Source organism: Anabaena sp. AL93 (assembly GCF_001672085.1).
Classification (GTDB): domain Bacteria; phylum Cyanobacteriota; class Cyanobacteriia; order Cyanobacteriales; family Nostocaceae; genus Dolichospermum; species Dolichospermum heterosporum.
In genome coordinates this window covers 1-16689 of record NZ_LJOU01000075.1, presented here as the reverse complement: position 1 = coordinate 16689, position 16689 = coordinate 1, and the positions used below count along the sequence as shown (strand labels likewise).

Genomic DNA, 16689 nt, shown 5'->3' with positions numbered 1-16689 from the left:
CTATATAGCCAAAGGATAGCGATAACAGAACTAGTATTGATATTTACTACAAATAGTAGACAATAGTCAAATAATTCGCTATATTTCTTATAAATACCAATTTAGTTACACTACATAAGCTATATGACACTTAAAAAATCATTGTTCATGGGTTTGACGATGGTAGTGATGCCTACAGCGATCGCACTTACAGCTACCCCAACCTTTAGTCAGTCCAATCCTACGAGTAAAGACTTATTTCAATGTGGCAAAATTGAAGGTAAACGAACCACCTTTGCTTATAATTCCAAAACAACGAAAAAAATACCGCTAATTCACTGGGATAGCAAGTATATCGAATCAAAGGATATTAAGGGAGATTGTGACAATGCAGCCAATAAATTCAACGAATATTACAATAAAGGACTAAATTTTAATATAGTAGTTGATGGCAATCAATCCAATCGTCCAATATCAATTTGCTTGGCTAAAGCTGTGGACGGTAATTGCGGTTCAGGAGAAAAATTGTTTTCGGTCAAATCAGAAGCTAAGGAAAATTTAGACAAAAATTTAGCTCAAATTGTAGATGCTAAGTTAGCTAAATTTAAGCAAAAGGATTTAAGCGATGTTGTTAAAGGATACAGACAAATGTTTTACCCCGAAATTCAACCAAGACCATTCTGGCAGAAAATATTTTCTTAGAGTTTGGTTGAAAAGTCTAATTTATTACTCAGCGACTAGCAATCACAGTTATACTTGAGAAGGTCATAACTTGCGTTTTTACATCTATATATCCCCTTTAAGCAAAGGCTCAAATTGTGACTTTGCGAAGTATACACAGACAAAACCCATCTTCGTAGGTTAATCTCGTTCCCAGTCTCTGACTAGGAATGCTATCACAGAGGCTCTTCCTCTGCTATCATTGAAGGCAGAGCTTTCTAGAATTCATTCCCATACAGAGTATGGGAACGAGAAAAACCTATATTTTTAGCGGATGTTCTGACCTAGATCGATAGGTTTTATTATATTTGCTCAAAAGTGCTATACTTGCGCTGGACTTTCTCTATTATTTTTAATGGATATTTTTTATCAAAACATGATATATATTTTGTCTTATTATATTTTCTATCTATTGTCAATAGTCATGAACCTATAATTAAAAGTGTACTGAATTATATAAGCGTAGACTAGATAAACGAGAATAAAAGAGGAATTTTAGTATTTTGGAGATGTTTAATGACTAATGAAATACCCGATTGGATAAGATTAAATAAAGCCTTGGCGTTTGAGGCAGAAAAAGGCTTTATAGATTTAATAGGTAAGCAGTATCGCTTTAGTGAATTTCTGTGTTTGACTTTTGGTAATTTCCCAACTGCCTTACCACCAAAAGAAAGACCCCGCTGGCATCAAGTAGGAATGGAATTTGCCAACTATCCAAATTTAACATTACCAGAAAGACAACACTTAGTAGCAGAAATTAGAAGATATCTAAATCAACTTCAACAAGAACTAGAAACAGAAGAAACCAAAATAAATTACGAATCTAAAAACCAACATCCCACCACGCCAATTGTTGCCGAAATTAGTAAAAAATTAGCACCAACACTGGATAAAAAACTTAGAGATTTACCAGAAATTGGCATTAAAAAATCTGATAGTTTAGCGCGGTTGGATTTACATACTATTCGGGATTTACTGTTTTATTATCCTCGTGATCATATTGATTATGCCCGTCAGGTGAATATTAGTGAATTAGAAGGGGGGGAAACAGTAACTATCATAGCGACCGTCAAAAGATTTAATTTTTTCACCAGTCCTAAAAATAAGAAGTTATCAATTTTAGAATTAATTTTAAAAGACAATACCGGACAAATTAAAGTTACCCGTTTTTACGCAGGTGCGCGTTTTAGTAGTCGTGGTTGGCAAGAAAGTTTAAAACGCAACTATCCTGTAGGTAGTATGTTGGCAGCTTGTGGATTAGTCAAAGGTGGTAAATATGGTTTAACTTTGGATAATCCAGAATTAGAAGTTTTGGCAAATCCAGGAGATCCTATTGATTCTTTAACTATTGGGCGAGTTGTCCCTATTTATGCCTTGACCGAAGGAGTAATGGCTAATACAGTCAGACAGGCTGTAATGAAGGCCTTAACGGCAGCCGTAAATTTAAAAGATCCTTTGCCTAAAGGTTTACGAGAAAAATATGCTTTGATGGAATTGAAAGAGGCAATTCCTAATATTCATTTTCCCAAAGATAGTGACTCTTTAAAAATTGCCCGTCGTCGGTTAGTATTTGATGAATTTTTCTACTTACAACTTGGCTTACTGCAACGGCAAAAAAAAGCGCGAGAAATTCAAACCAGTGCCATACTTGCACCCACAGGCAAATTATTAGAACAATTCGACGAAATTCTCCCTTTTCAATTAACCGGCGCACAACAGAGAGTTGTGAATGAAATTCTCACCGATTTACAAAAACCTGTAGCTATGAATCGCTTAGTCCAAGGTGATGTTGGTTCAGGGAAAACTGTTGTTGCTGTTATTGCTATTTTGGCAGCAATTCAATCAGGTTATCAAGCGGCGTTAATGGCTCCTACGGAAGTATTAGCAGAACAACATTATCGTAAATTAGTAAGTTGGTTTAATCTCCTCCATTTACCAGTCGAATTATTAACAGGTTCGACAAAAGTAGCTAAAAGAAGAGAAATTCATTCCCAGTTAGAAACAGGTGAATTACCTTTATTGGTAGGAACACACGCCTTAATTCAAGATAAAGTTAATTTTCAACGTTTGGGTTTGGTTGTCATAGATGAACAGCATCGGTTTGGTGTACAACAAAGAGCAAAGTTACAGCAAAAAGGCGAACAACCTCATGTTTTAACGATGACAGCTACACCCATTCCTCGGACATTAGCATTAACTGTACATGGGGATTTAGATGTTAGTCAAATTGATGAATTACCACCAGGAAGACAACAAATTAAAACCACGATGTTAAGTGGACAACAACGTCCCCAAGCTTATGATTTAATCCGCCGAGAAGTTGCCCAAGGTAGACAAGTTTATATAGTTTTACCTTTGGTAGAAGAATCAGAAAAATTAGATTTGCGTTCGGCTGTAGATGAACATCAGAAGTTACAAGAAAGTGTGTTTCCTGATTTTCAAGTTGGGTTATTGCATGGACGCATGACTTCAGCCGAAAAAGAAGAAGCAATTAATAAATTTCGTGATAATGAAACTCAAATCATTGTTTCTACGACTGTGATTGAGGTGGGCGTGGATGTACCTAATGCCACCGTTATGCTGATTGAACACGCGGAAAGATTCGGTTTATCACAATTGCACCAATTGCGGGGGCGAGTGGGACGGGGTGCAGCGCAATCCTATTGTTTATTAATGAGTAGTACCAGAAGCCCTGATGCTCAACAACGTTTGAAGGTGTTGGAACAGTCCCAAGATGGGTTTTTTATCTCGGAAATGGATATGCGGTTTCGCGGTCCTGGGGAGGTGATGGGAACTCGTCAATCTGGTGTAGCAGATTTTACTTTAGCTAGTTTGGTGGAAGATGAGGACATTTTGCTGTTAGCGCGACAAGCAGCAGAAAAAGTGATTGATATGGATGCAAGTTTGGCGCGTTGGCCATTAATGCAGGATGAGTTAAGGTATAGGTATGAGCGGTTAATGGGGGGAGCAATTTTGACGTAATTTTCTTAGAGGATGTTTTATAAATCCTTGATCATGTATCCAAAATCAGTAGTGGTAAATATGTCGTGAAATCTCATATTTTCTAACTTAAATTATTCGTTTGTAGCTGTTGAAAGTTCTTAATGTTGGGTTTCCTTGCGTCAACCCAACCTACAGATAAGGGGATATTTTTGGCTTTTTATGGGAGAATAGGTAAAAGGGAAAAAGTAGCGAAACTCAGAATTGCTAATAATAGCTGGAGTTTTTTGCGGGTAAATAAATTATTTTTAGTCATATATTTTCCCGTTGATATTGAGGGTGGGTAGTAATTGAACCACGAAGACGCAAAGGACACGAAGGAAGAGGGAGGAAGAAGGAAAAGGGATTAAGAGTTTTTAAATTTTAGGTTCATCTATTCTAATTCTGCTAGTTTTTCTTCCACAAGACTTTGTACTTTTTGTAGGGTTATAAGTTTGTCATAAGCTCGTAATGTGCTAATAGGAGTAATATCAAATTTATCTTCATTTAACTTGAATCGTTTTAGTTCTATTTTGAGCCAAGCTTGCTCTTCTTTTATAACTTGCAGTTTTCTTTGTAGTTCTCCTTTTGTATACATAGACAAGCTTTGTGCTGTGGTAAATATTTGCAATTCTATATCCGACCTTACCATTTATAATGGCTATTAATTGATTCCACAGTTCATCATTTTCTTGAAAATCAGGATGTTCTTGCTTTGCAGCTTGTAAATCATCTTTTGTTTTAGTAATAGCTCCTTCAATTTCTTCGATAATTTGCTTTATATCAATAAAAGGATGCCTTTTATACTTCTTGAATAGCTGCTCTTTTAATGAGCCTATAGTTAGATTCTTCTCTAAAATAATTTCGATGTCTTTATAAGCTAATGACTGATCAGATATTACGGTTAAGCGATTCTTATGAATCTCGTAAACTACCTGATGTGGAATCCAAATTCTTTCTTGAAGCTTTTGGAGAATATCAAACAATCTTTTTCTTGTTTTAGGAGAGTAACGATAAATATGTAATAAAACATTTGTATCAAAAGAAAAAACACATTCCTTCCATAGTTCAGTAAACTCTTCTTTTGTAGGCTGATAATAGCCAGGGAATAAATCACGCATAATATATGCTTAAAGTGTAATTTGTATAAATACAACTATAACACGTAACTGAAAAAGAGGAACTCCCAGCAAAGTCCTCTCTTCGTACTCTTTCCTCTGCCTCTTTGCATGAGAAAAAATCACCCCACTGCTGGATATTGTGCTAATACCTGCTGTAAATATTGACCAGTATAAGAACGCGGATTTTTTGCCACTTCTTCTGGCGTTCCCGCAGCAATCAGTTCTCCGCCTTTATCTCCTCCTTCTGGTCCTAAATCTATCACCCAATCAGAACAACGAATTACATCTAAATTATGTTCAATCACTAAAATTGAATTGCCTTTATCTACCAATCTTTGTAAAACGTCCAACAATTTGTGGACATCATAAAAAGATAAACCTGTGGTGGGTTCATCAATTAAATAAAGTGTTTTTCCTGTGGCACGTCGAGATAATTCTGTGGCTAATTTCACCCGTTGTGCTTCTCCACCGGATAAGGTTGTGGCTGGTTGTCCTAATTGCACGTAACCCAAACCAACATCAAATAGAGTTTGTAATCTAGTTACGGCTTTGGGAATGTTTTGACAAAAATCTAATGCTTCTTCAACGGTCATATTCAAAACATCAGAAATTGATTTATCTTTATATTTAACTTGGAGAGTTTCCCGGTTATATCTCGCACCTTTGCAAATTTCACATTGCACATAAACGTCAGGTAAAAAGTTCATTTCGATAACGTTTACACCTTGTCCACTACAAGCTTCGCAACGTCCACCTTTGACATTAAAAGAAAATTGTCCAGGTTTGTAACCTCTAGTTTTGGCTTCTACGGTTTGGGAAAAGACATCACGAATAATATCGAAAACTCCGGTGTAAGTTGCAGGGTTAGAACGGGGAGTTCTCCCAATGGGTGATTGGTCAATGACAATGGCTTTATCAACGCAGTTTAAACCCTTGATTTCATCCATGTCTTTGGGTGCGGGAGCTTTTTTCAGTAAATGATGTTGTAAGGCTGGATAAAGTAATTCGTTAATTAAGGTAGATTTTCCTGAACCAGAAACACCTGTAACGGAGACAAGTTTTCCCAAGGGAATTTCTACATCTATATTTTGTAAGTTGTTACGATGGGCATTTCTAATAGTTAAGGCGCGGCCATTTCCTTCTCGTCTTTTAGCTGGGGTAGTGATCACTCTTCTTCCTGATAGGTAAGCACCAGTTAAAGATGCTTCTGCGTTGAGTAAATCCTCAAAACTGCCTTGGGAAATAATATTTCCCCCATGAATTCCTGCACCGGGACCAATATCAACTATATAGTTAGCAGCGCGGATAGTTTCTTCATCATGTTCCACAACTATTAAGGTATTTCCTAAGTCGCGTAATTTGGTTAATGTTTTGAGTAATTTTCCGTTATCTCTTTGATGTAACCCAATGCTTGGTTCATCTAAAACGTAAAGAACTCCTGTTAGTCCTGAACCGATTTGTGTGGCTAATCGAATGCGTTGGGCTTCTCCACCTGATAATGTCATGGCGGGACGATCTAAGGTGAGATAATCTAAGCCAACATCTAATAAAAATTGTAATCTGGCTTTAACTTCTCTGAGAACTAAATCAGCTATTTGAGTTTGTCTAGCACTCAATTTTAATTTTTCGATTCTTTCCCGACATTCCCGAATGGAAACACTGGTAAAATCTAAAATCCCATATTGTCCCAACTTCACAGCTAAGGCTTCGGGTTTTAATCTTTTCCCACCACAAACTTCACAGGGTTGGTCAATTAAATATTCTTCTAATTTCTGTTTAACTAACTCCGTTCCCCCTTCATACTGTCTTTGTAAAATGGGAATTACACCCTTAAAACTCTGCGACCTCTGCGCCTCTGTGGTTCGTTTCTCTTCCCCATACAAGACAACTTTTTGCTGTTCCGGTGTCAACTTCCCCCATTGAGTTTGTAACTCAAAGCCATAATTCAACCCCACAGCATATAACAACTCCAAATAATAGGAGTTTTCCTTTTCTGACCAAGGAGCGATCGCTGCATACATGGGCGAATCTGGATTAGGGACAACCAATTCCGGGGAAAATCTTCTTAAAGTCCCAATCCCATGACAATGGGGACAAGCACCATAAGGGGAATTAAAAGAAAACAATCGGGGCGATAATTCTTCCATTACCGCACCATGTTCGGGACAAGCAAAGTTTTCCGAAAATACCATTTCTGTGGGTAATTCTTGTGCGGAAATACCTTGATTTTCTGCCTCAGTTGCTATATACTTACTATCAGACCGCTCCAGCGCCATCTTGTCCAATGTATCTTTTAATACCTCAATTGTGGCAATTCCGTTAGATTGCTTAAGACAAGTTGCTAGAGAATCTACCAAACGCTCTTGAATACCATCTTTCTTAACTAATCTGTCAATAACCAGTTCTATAGTATGTGTGTTATTTTTATCTAACTCAATGGAATCTGATAGCTCTCGCACCTCTCCATTTACCCGAATGCGGACAAATCCTTGGGCGGCTAAACCGGAAATTAATTTGCGGTGAGTTCCCTTTTTCCCCCGGACTACAGGGGCTAGAATTTGGAAGCGGGTACGGTCGGGAAGTTCCATGATGCGATCGCACATCTGGTCAATGGTCTGAGGGGCAATAGAGCGATCGCACATGGGACAATGAGGTTCACCCGCCCGACCATACAACAATCGCAAATAATCATAAATTTCCGTCACCGTCCCCACAGTTGAACGGGGATTATGGGAAGTTGATTTTTGGTCAATGGAAATTGCCGGACTTAAACCTTCAATTGCTTCAACGTCGGGTTTATCCAACTGTCCCAAAAATTGCCGAGCATAGGCACTGAGAGATTCCACATAACGGCGTTGACCTTCGGCGAAAATGGTATCGAACGCCAAAGAAGACTTACCCGAACCAGAAACGCCAGTAAAGACAATCAGGCGATCGCGGGGTAATTCCAAATCAATATTTTTCAGATTATGCTGCCTAGCACCCCGAATGCGGATAGTATTTTGGCTATTGTGAGCGTTTGGAAGCACATCGTTTAAAGAAGCAGCTAGATTTTCTGACATATTGACAGGCTAAGGAAAGATTACACAGTGAAACAATCCTTAATAATACTATCTTTACTCAGGTTATAGTAAAGTATCAATCATCTTAATTTCCTAACCAGGATATCACTTTATATTTTCTTGATTTAGTAGATAATCAGAAAAAATCTTGCCGAGGATAGAGTTATGGTTTCACAAATCGCAGCACCAGCCCAGCTAGAGGTCATTTACTCAGATTGTGACGGACAACTGGTGGCAAATAACACAATTCAGTTTCCTATTCTTGTAGAAATTCAGCAAAACTGAGACTATCTGTTTGCTAATGCTCCAAATGTATTTGTAGCTGGAGATTTATTTTGGTATCCCGTCGAGGGCAAAAATACATTAGACATCTCCGAAAATAGTCAAAGTCGCTTTGTGACTAGCTTCTAAGCTGCATTTTCAAATATTGCAGATTAGCTAGTTAATACGATAAAATAGGTGTTTGAGATATTTATTGATAGTAACAAGGCAAAAAGATGTAGTTATGTGCATGAATTTTAAACTGATAGTACAGGGTTTATTTCTGCTGGTAATATGAGTGAACCAATTCGTAATCTAACTAATCCACAAATTGTTAAAATTACCTGTTCATACTTTTTAGGTTTTAACCTAAATCTTTCTCGAACAACTCGAAATATTTTTATAGAACGAATTCTGTGTTCAACAAATACTCGTTTAGATGCAAATTCCGTATTTTCTTTTTTTTGGTCTGTTGTTAACTTTCCATTTCTTGGTCTTTTAATTGGAGTGTCAATTAAATCTTCTCCTTTATAACCTAAATCTCCCTTAAATTTTTGTTTTGGGTCAAAGTTATCGCGGTTTTCTCGAAATAAAGTTATATCACTTTTTGGTCCAGGTTCACCAGCTATAATATCAACAATATCGCTGGCATCTGGCAAGATAATTATTTGACTTTTAAATGTATGTTTACTTTCTTTCCCAGAGTAATATTTTTCTTGCTCTTCATTGTCTCCAGGTCTTTCCCTGACCTGTTCATAGCTATCTACAATTAACTCATACTCTGTGAGTATCTCTTTAACTACTTCATAGTCAGATTCTTTTTTTTTACTTGTTCTATTAAACTAGATGGTAATAACTCTCTTAGTAGTGGCAACCAATAATTAAATGTACTATTTGCTGTAGATTCACTTACACCAAACTGAATACCCAGAAGTTGAAATGTAGTTAGATGTCTGAGATAAACCAAAGTCAAAATTATTTGTTCTGGGAGCGATAATTTAGGTTTCCTACCACCTCCACCTGCAATGATTCTAGTTTTATTTGATTCTAGTAAATCTTGTTTTTCATTGTGTAATTGTTCGAGCTTTTGAATTAATTTTTGTAGCTGCTCATAATCTAGACCAATTAATCTTTGTGTTTCTTTATGATTCTCTTCAATGTGATTCAGTATTAAACTCATATTTTCCTATTGAAAACTAATTATTATATTCTTTTACCATAAAATGTTACTATTTTGGAGATGTCTATTAGTAGAGGAAGTACAAGCAATAATTTAAGAATATAATTATGACAGAAACAAACTATTTGCAACAAAATAATATTAATTCAGAATATGAGGAAGATATAGATATTGAAGAGGAAGAAGAAGAACCAACGCTTTCTCAAGGATTTGATCCGACTTGCATTAGTATGGGAACTAATATCATGACCGTACAGCAAATTCTGGACAGATTAAATAATCATCGAATGATCGCACCTGAATTTCAACGAAAAGAAGGTATTTGGACTAAAACTGCAAAAAGTCGGTTAATTGAATCTCTTTTATTGCAAATTCCTTTACCTGCTTTTTATATTGATGCAACTAATGATGATCAATGGTTAGTCATAGATGGAATCCAAAGAATAACAACATTTAAGGAATTTGTCACTGATCAAAGTTTTAATCTGAATGGATTAGATTTTTTCACTGATTTACATGGTAAAAAATATCAGGAACTTACACCTCGGTGGAAAAGAAGAATTAAAGAAACAAAACTAACAGTATATTTACTTTTAAGAGGAACATCACCCGAAATTACTTTTAATATATTTAAACGGATTAATCAAGGAGGAACTGCACTTTCTGCTCAGGAAATGCGTTATGCTAAAAACTCTTCAAATAAAATCACAAATTTATTAAAAGAACTTTCTGAATCTCCAGAATTTAAAAAAACAACAGATAAGGGAATTAAAGATAAAAGGATGATTGATCAAGAATGTATTTTAAAAGTTTTATCTTTAATGACAAGTAATATAGATAACCTGACTTTCAAAGATTATGATTATTTTTTAGATAAAAAAATGACCGAAATGAATCAAATGGATGATTCTGAAATAGAGAACATTAAACAAAGATTTTTGTTAATCATGAATCTTGCTTATGATTTATTTGAGGGACAAGCATTTAGGAAGCCAAGAGAGAAACCAAGATATCCTATCAATAAAGCACTACTGGAAGCATGGTCAATTAACCTGGCTAAATTAAATGATCAGGAAATCAATATTCTTAAACAAAGAAAAGAAGATTTACTTAAAGTTTTATTAAAAGAACAAGAAAATGGTAAGTTTGATAGTATCTTATATAAAAGTGCTGGAGATGCTAACATCGTCAAAGAGCGATTTAAGCATATTCAAGGAATTATTCAAAGTATATTGTCATGATTAAAAAATTACATTTAAAAAACTTCAAAGCATTTGCAGATGAAAATTTTGATTTTAAACCTCTTACCTTAATTTCTGGTTTAAATAGTACAGGTAAATCTTCTATAATTCAATCATTAGTTTTATTACGCTATGCTTATATAACAGATTATTTACCTAATAATGGGATAAAACTTGATAATAAGATAGCTTATATAGGTACTGCTGAAGATGCTCTATATGAAAATGCGGAAGAAGAATTAATTAGCTTTGGAATTGCTTGGGAAAATGATCAGCAAACAATCTGGAATTTTGATTATGATTCTCCTAGTAGTAATGTGCTACCGATTGCATTAATAATTAATGATGCTCAAGTTAATCAATTTAATTTATTTAATGATAATTTTCACTATTTAGGTGCAGAAAGAATTACACCAGAGGAATCTTATCCTTTATCTGAAAATGATGTTGTTAAACATAGACAAATAGGTAAAAAAGGAGAATATACGGCACATTTTTTATATGAATTTGGTAATCAAGATATTCCCATTAGTGAATTAAGTCATCCTTGCAGTAAATCTCAAAGTTTAAAAGATCAAGTTGATGCTTGGATGGGAGAAATTAGTCCCAATATTAATATTAACATAAGACAAGTTGCCAATGCAATGACAATAAAATATTCTTTTGGAGTTAGTAAAGTTGGAGTTAGTAAAGAATATTCTCCTTTTAATGTAGGTTTTGGTGTCACTTATTCTTTACCCATTCTAACAGCAATTCTTTCCTCTAAACCAGGAACAATGATAATTATTGAGAATCCTGAATCTCATCTTCACCCTCAAGGACAATCACAACTAGGTCAATTATTAGCTTTATCTGCAAATCATGGGATTCAGATAATTCTTGAAAGTCATAGTGATCATATTTTAAATGGTATAAGAATTGCTGTTCATGGTGGTAAAATTAAGCCAGAAGATGTACAATTACACTTTTTTGAAATACAAAGTCAAATGAATGAAATTAAAATTCTAACGGAGAAGTAAGATTATTTAGTTTGCATATTCGCATGACTCCGGGTGCATGGAGATTGTATTTTTATCCTTTAAAACCAACTGAAATTATGATTGGCTATATTGGTATTAAAATTCAATAAGAGACTTCCAAGAAATAAATTATCCCAAGAAACGAACCACAGAGGCACAGAGTACACAGAGAGAGAATTTTTGCATCAGTTTTGGGACATTTTTTTATTTGGAAGTCTCTAAATAGACTTATATCCATAATATCCAATGTTTTATTCCACTATTTACTGGAGTTACATGAGATTTATAGCCTAATTATTGAACTTCTGCTGTTTAAGAAATCACTAATTATCAATTACCTGTCCTAACCAATCAATAATTTCACTATTCACAATATCTGGAACTTCATCATGGGGACAATGGCCAGCGCCGGGAATAGGAACAACTTTAATATTTTGACCATTTTCTCGCGCTGCTTCATAGATATTTGCGCCGGTAATTGGTGTCCAAGGATCTTCTGCACCCCAAATTACTAATAACGGAAATTCCAACTTCGGTAATAATTCCTCTGGACTAGGACCGGGAGGTGCAGTGAGAATAGAAGCAAAAACTTCTTGCGCTCCTGGGTCACAAGATGGGCTATAAAGTAAATCTACAAGTTCATCTGTCACAGCAGTGCGATCGCTATATACTTGATATAAAGTCCGGCGAATTTGCGATTTTTGACGAATACGGTTAAAAACGAATTTACCTGTAACTGGGTTAGCCACTAATTTGTTAAAAGTTGCCATTACAACTCGCAAAACTGGATTTAATTCATGGGGACGGTGACTCAAACCACCAGCAGAGTTAATTAAGACCCCTCCAGCCGCAATTTCTGGATATTCTGTTAAAAGAATTAAACTTAAAAGAGCGCCAATAGAATTACCAATAAATATTGCTGGTGTTTGAATATGTGCATTGCAAAAATCTTTTAATAATTCTGCCCACACATCCATGCTATAATCTATAACAGCTTTATCAGAACCACCAAATCCCAACAAATCTAAGGCAAACACCTGATAACCAGCATTAGCCAAAACCGGGATATTTTTGCGCCAATGACCAATGGACGCACCAAAACCGTGAATTAGTACCAAAGGCTGTCCTGTACCCATTACAGTATATTGAATTTGGTAATCTCTCCAAATCCAAACCCGTTTTTCTAAAATTTGTAAATGCTCAGTTGTAGTTGTCATTTTTCTATCAAATTTCAATTAATAAAAATATACAGCATATTGCCAGAGTTTATCTAGGGCTTCCTGAAAAAACGTAAAACGTAGATGAGTTTCTCGACTAGTCCAACCTGCTAAAGTTTTGGCTTCTTCGTATTTATAAAATGAAGACTCTAAGCCTGTAATAAATAATATATTGATATTGTTTTTGTTAGGTAATTTATCAATTACTTCATATAAATTAGTCACATCTTTATCTAATTTGATCACTTCTATATTTTGATTATGAATATCTGCTTTTACTTGACTAATTAATTGTTCACCTCCGGCCGGAGAACAACGCACAAATAATATACCAAAGCCTTCTGTAAACTGAAGTGTACGAATAAAGGCTTGATATTCTTCATCTTGTTCTATTGGTAAATCTTGATCCCAATCAGTGAGTTTAAGAGGCATAATTTTAGAAAATGTTTAAAAAACATCCGGCGATTAGCTTACGTGATATAACCATACAAATTCCGTAGACAAAAAACCTTTAACCCGCCTGGGAATGAATTCCCAGTCTCATAGCAAAAGTTGTCTTTTGATGACTAAATAACCCGAAAATTTTTTAGTAAATTTTAGTTTACAGCGATTTCCCAATTACTTACATCATAGCCCCCTCCTCGCTTGCGGGGAGGGGGATGGGGGTGGGGTTCTTATAACCCTACTCTACCTCCACCACACTAATAATCCTCTCATCCCTGTTAAGTTGACAAATACTTTCACCCCTACTATCTTTGTTGAGATTAGGAACTGCATCTACCGATACGCGAATTACTCGCTCCTTATTTGTTAATAATGCGACCTCTGAACCTGGTTTTGCGGGAACCATAGCCGCTAAATTGTCCGTTTTATTATTAAATTTCAAAAGTTGTATTCCTAAATCCCCCCGATTCGCCGCCCTCAACTGATTTGCAGCCATAATTTTGCCATATCCTTCCTCAGTCACCAACAATAATTGATGATGTTTACTGACATTGACACAACCAACCATTTGCTGATTTTTCAAAAGGCGGAAAGCTTGTAACCCCATTGCAGCCCGACCCATAATCGGTAGTTGTTCATCATTAACGGGAAACCTGAGTAGACGACCGCTAGAACTCGCTAAAGTTAGATGTTCTCCGCTGCTGAGGAATTGGGTAAACGCTAATTCATCATTATCTTTAAGCTTCAAAATTGTAATTCCGCGCCGTGAGAGATTCACAAATTCTGATAAAGATAGGCGTTTAATCCGTCCTTCCTTAGTTAACAAAACCATTTCCAAGGTTTCGGGTTTTTCTGGCAGCAAGAACCGGGTAATGATAGCTTCCGTGTTACCTTGGGCGGTACTGGTAAGCATCGTAATCAATGGCGTTCCTCGCGCTGAACTTGTAGTGAGCGAAGTCGAACTACGTCCAGTAGTTAGGGGAATATCTCCCACCGTAATCGGGTAAACTTTACCACCGCTGGTGAGGATTAACAGGTCTTTGTGAGTATTAGTTAATTCAGTTTGGATCAGGAAATCATGATCTAGCAAGCCATTTTCCCCTTTTGTTTTTTTACTGTTGGGGGAAATTCGCCGGACATAACCTCGTTGGGTAACTTCTAAAATGGTTTCTTCTGGGGGTTGTTCCGGTTTAGGAGTGGGGATTTTTGCTGGAGAATTTTCTGCTGCGGCTACTGCTGCTGGTTTAGCTTTACCTTTCTCTTCGGAAACTGGTTTTTCTGTAGTGTGAACTATTTTCGTCCGTCGAGGATCATTATATTTCCGTTTGAGAGTTCGCAAATCTTTTTTCAGGGCTTTGAGTAATTCCCGTCTGTCTGCCAGTAATGTTCGCAATACGCTAATTTCCTGGTTAAGTTGGTCAAATTCCTGTTGTAAGTTTTGCTGTTCTAAACCAGTGAGACGACGTAATGGCATAGACAAAATAGCATCTGCTTGTACCTCCGTTAAATCTAGCTGGCTACAAAGTGTCATCTTGGCTGTACTGCCATCGGGGGCTTGTCGTAATATAGCGATAACATCATCTAGGTTTGCTAAAGCTTTTAACAATCCTGCCAGGATATTTACCCGATTTTCCGCTTTTTCTAATTCGTAACTGTAGCGACGGTTGAGGGTATGTTCTCGAAACTTGAGAAATTCCTGTAATAGTTGCCGTAATGTTAGTTGGCGGGGTTGTCCGTCAACTATAGCTAAGAGAATCGCGCCAAAGGTGGTTTGTAAAGCTGTTTGGTGATACAAATGCTGGAGCAATTCTTGGGGGTTGGTATCGCGTTTGAGTTCAATAACTACGCGCATTCCCTCCCTGTCACTCTCATCTCGAATGTCAGAAATTCCGTGTAACCGACCTTGATTGACTAAATCGGCGATTTTTTCAATCCATCCAGCTTTATTAACTTGAAAGGGCAGTTCTGTGACTATTAATGCTGTGCGGCGTTTAGTTCCCCTGGTGGCGGGAATTTCTTCCATTGTGACGATACCGCGCATGACAATACCACCTTTGCCAGTGGTATAGGCTTCTTTAATGCCACCATGATCAACAATTTCCCCACCAGTAGGAAAGTCTGGACCGGGAATTAATTGAAATAATTTTTCATCTGTTAAATCTGGGTTGTCAATTAAGGCGATTAAGCCATCAACGATTTCTCCCAAGTTGTGGGGGGGAATATTTGTAGCCATACCGACAGCAATTCCCGCACAACCATTCAGTAACAAAAATGGTAATTGAGCGGGGAGTACGGTTGGTTCTTGTTGAGAATTGTCGAAATTGCCAGTAAACTCCACTGTCTCTTCGGCAATTTCCGCCAGCATTCCTTCATGTCCCACAGGTGCAAGACGGGTTTCTGTGTAACGCATGGCTGCTGGTGGATCATTATCCACGCTACCAAAGTTACCATGTCCACCGAGTAGGGGATAACGGCTGGAAAAGTTTTGGACTAACCGAACTAATGCATCATAAACTGATTGATCGCCGTGAGGATGATATTTACCGAGAACATCTCCCACCACACGGGCGCATTTTCGATAAGGTCGATCTGGTGTTAAACCCAATTCGTGCATGGCATATAGGATGCGCCTATGTACTGGTTTTAATCCATCTCGAACGTCTGGTAAGGCTCGCCCCACAATCACACTCATGGCATATTCTAGGTATGACCGTTGCATTTCGGTGTGCAGGGCGGTGGTGATGACCTGTCCCTTGGAGAGAAGGTTTAACTGTTTTGCCATGAGGTTTTTCCCTGAATTTTCACTACACAACAGCCGCTAGAAGATAACACGCTCTAAAATTACAGCATAACGGATGATCAAATAGAAATACTCACATAATCTTGATACTCATGATGAGAAAAAGCAGTAGTATTATTTTTGATGTGATCTATGCTTATGGATTATTAAAAATACAATAGATTTTGATCAGATGTTAGCCCTATTTAGTATGAAATCTTATGAAAACTGTTCTAATTGTTGAAGATGATTTAATTAATGCTCGTGTTTTTTCTAAAATACTGAGTAAACGTGGGGGGGTGGAGGTAAAACATACAGAAGATGTAGATGAGGTGATGAAAATAGCTCAATCCCATGAAATTGACCTGATTTTGATGGATGTGTCCCTATCACATAGTGTATACCAAGGTAAGTCTGTTGATGGCATCAAAATTACACAAATGTTAAAGTCTAACCCACTAACAGCTAACTTACCAGTGATTTTAGTAACAGCACACGCGATGGAAGGCGATCGGGAGAATTTTTTGAACCAAAGTGGTGCTGATGGTTATATTTCTAAGCCTGTAGTCGATCACCAACTGTTTATTGACCAAATTATGGCTCTTTTACCACAAGGATAGTTGTTCGTTGTCAGTTGTCAGTTGTCAGTTGTCATCAGTAAAACTCCTCCCCCTACTCCCCCTACTC

Annotated in this window: 12 protein-coding genes; 5 read left to right on the top strand and 7 right to left on the bottom strand. The window is 36.8% G+C overall.

All coding sequences use genetic code 11. The features are described from left to right. Nucleotides 1–123: 123 nt before the first annotated feature. Together AN486_RS18655 and recG are read left to right on the top strand one after the other, a co-directional pair. Nucleotides 124–681, top strand: coding sequence for a COP23 domain-containing protein (locus tag AN486_RS18655; RefSeq protein WP_081424117.1), 558 nt, complete (start codon nucleotides 124–126; stop codon nucleotides 679–681). A 534-nt stretch (nucleotides 682–1215) separates the two neighbouring features. Then, complete coding sequence (recG, locus tag AN486_RS18650) at nucleotides 1216–3681, top strand: ATP-dependent DNA helicase RecG (RefSeq protein WP_290601977.1); 2466 nt, start codon at nucleotides 1216–1218, stop codon at nucleotides 3679–3681. A gap of 500 nt (nucleotides 3682–4181) precedes the next feature. On the opposite strand, the gene AN486_RS18645 is transcribed toward recG, so the two are convergent. The 4 genes from AN486_RS18645 to AN486_RS18630 form a co-directional block, all read right to left on the bottom strand. Further along, nucleotides 4182–4799 carry a PIN-like domain-containing protein gene (locus tag AN486_RS18645; RefSeq protein WP_168636296.1) on the bottom strand — a complete coding sequence of 206 codons (618 nt, stop codon included), beginning with the start codon at nucleotides 4797–4799 and terminating at the stop codon, nucleotides 4182–4184. A 119-nt stretch (nucleotides 4800–4918) separates the two neighbouring features. Beyond that, nucleotides 4919–7861 (bottom strand): excinuclease ABC subunit UvrA, encoded by a 2943-nt coding sequence (gene uvrA, locus AN486_RS18640; protein WP_290601974.1) that lies wholly within the window; start codon nucleotides 7859–7861, stop codon nucleotides 4919–4921. 518 nt (nucleotides 7862–8379) lie between these two features. Next, the gene (locus tag AN486_RS18635) at nucleotides 8380–8892 is read right to left on the bottom strand and encodes a transposase family protein (RefSeq protein ID WP_290601988.1); all 513 of its coding nucleotides are present in this window, start codon (nucleotides 8890–8892) and stop codon (nucleotides 8380–8382) included. 29 nt (nucleotides 8893–8921) lie between these two features. Then, nucleotides 8922–9302: a transposase family protein gene (locus AN486_RS18630; protein WP_284080091.1), complete on the bottom strand. Its 381-nt coding sequence runs from the start codon at nucleotides 9300–9302 to the stop codon at nucleotides 8922–8924. A gap of 107 nt (nucleotides 9303–9409) precedes the next feature. Between AN486_RS18630 and AN486_RS18625 the strand changes: the two genes are divergently transcribed. Further along, the gene (locus tag AN486_RS18625) at nucleotides 9410–10543 is read left to right on the top strand and encodes a DUF262 domain-containing protein (protein WP_290601970.1); all 1134 of its coding nucleotides are present in this window, start codon (nucleotides 9410–9412) and stop codon (nucleotides 10541–10543) included. Continuing rightward, nucleotides 10540–11562, top strand: a complete 1023-nt coding sequence (locus tag AN486_RS18620; protein WP_290601968.1) for an AAA family ATPase — start codon at nucleotides 10540–10542, stop codon at nucleotides 11560–11562. The genes AN486_RS18625 and AN486_RS18620 overlap by 4 nt, the downstream gene beginning before the upstream one ends. Nucleotides 11563–11885: 323 nt before the next feature. Here AN486_RS18620 and AN486_RS18615 read toward each other — a convergent pair whose 3' ends face one another. From AN486_RS18615 to AN486_RS18605, 3 genes are all read right to left on the bottom strand, one after another. Continuing rightward, the gene (locus AN486_RS18615; protein ID WP_290601966.1) at nucleotides 11886–12779 is read right to left on the bottom strand and encodes an alpha/beta fold hydrolase; all 894 of its coding nucleotides are present in this window, start codon (nucleotides 12777–12779) and stop codon (nucleotides 11886–11888) included. A gap of 18 nt (nucleotides 12780–12797) precedes the next feature. Continuing rightward, nucleotides 12798–13211 carry a hypothetical protein gene (locus AN486_RS18610; protein ID WP_168636291.1) on the bottom strand — a complete coding sequence of 138 codons (414 nt, stop codon included), beginning with the start codon at nucleotides 13209–13211 and terminating at the stop codon, nucleotides 12798–12800. A 250-nt stretch (nucleotides 13212–13461) separates the two neighbouring features. After that, the gene (locus AN486_RS18605) at nucleotides 13462–16005 is read right to left on the bottom strand and encodes a DNA topoisomerase (ATP-hydrolyzing) subunit A (RefSeq protein ID WP_168636290.1); all 2544 of its coding nucleotides are present in this window, start codon (nucleotides 16003–16005) and stop codon (nucleotides 13462–13464) included. 218 nt (nucleotides 16006–16223) lie between these two features. Between AN486_RS18605 and AN486_RS18600 the strand changes: the two genes are divergently transcribed. Further along, complete coding sequence (locus AN486_RS18600) at nucleotides 16224–16622, top strand: response regulator (RefSeq protein ID WP_053537856.1); 399 nt, start codon at nucleotides 16224–16226, stop codon at nucleotides 16620–16622. The last annotated feature ends 67 nt before the right edge of the window (nucleotides 16623–16689 follow it).

Coding starts and splice junctions, on each gene's coding strand:
- uvrA (WP_290601974.1), bottom strand. CDS start 7,861: ATGTCAGAAAATCTAGCTGCTTCTTTAAACGATGTGCTTCCAAACGCT.
- AN486_RS18625 (WP_290601970.1), top strand. CDS start 9,410: ATGACAGAAACAAACTATTTGCAACAAAATAATATTAATTCAGAATAT.
- AN486_RS18605 (WP_168636290.1), bottom strand. CDS start 16,005: ATGGCAAAACAGTTAAACCTTCTCTCCAAGGGACAGGTCATCACCACC.
- AN486_RS18610 (WP_168636291.1), bottom strand. CDS start 13,211: ATGCCTCTTAAACTCACTGATTGGGATCAAGATTTACCAATAGAACAA.
- AN486_RS18655 (WP_081424117.1), top strand. CDS start 124: ATGACACTTAAAAAATCATTGTTCATGGGTTTGACGATGGTAGTGATG.
- AN486_RS18615 (WP_290601966.1), bottom strand. CDS start 12,779: ATGACAACTACAACTGAGCATTTACAAATTTTAGAAAAACGGGTTTGG.
- recG (WP_290601977.1), top strand. CDS start 1,216: ATGACTAATGAAATACCCGATTGGATAAGATTAAATAAAGCCTTGGCG.
- AN486_RS18645 (WP_168636296.1), bottom strand. CDS start 4,799: ATGCGTGATTTATTCCCTGGCTATTATCAGCCTACAAAAGAAGAGTTT.
- AN486_RS18620 (WP_290601968.1), top strand. CDS start 10,540: ATGATTAAAAAATTACATTTAAAAAACTTCAAAGCATTTGCAGATGAA.
- AN486_RS18600 (WP_053537856.1), top strand. CDS start 16,224: ATGAAAACTGTTCTAATTGTTGAAGATGATTTAATTAATGCTCGTGTT.
- AN486_RS18630 (WP_284080091.1), bottom strand. CDS start 9,302: ATGAGTTTAATACTGAATCACATTGAAGAGAATCATAAAGAAACACAA.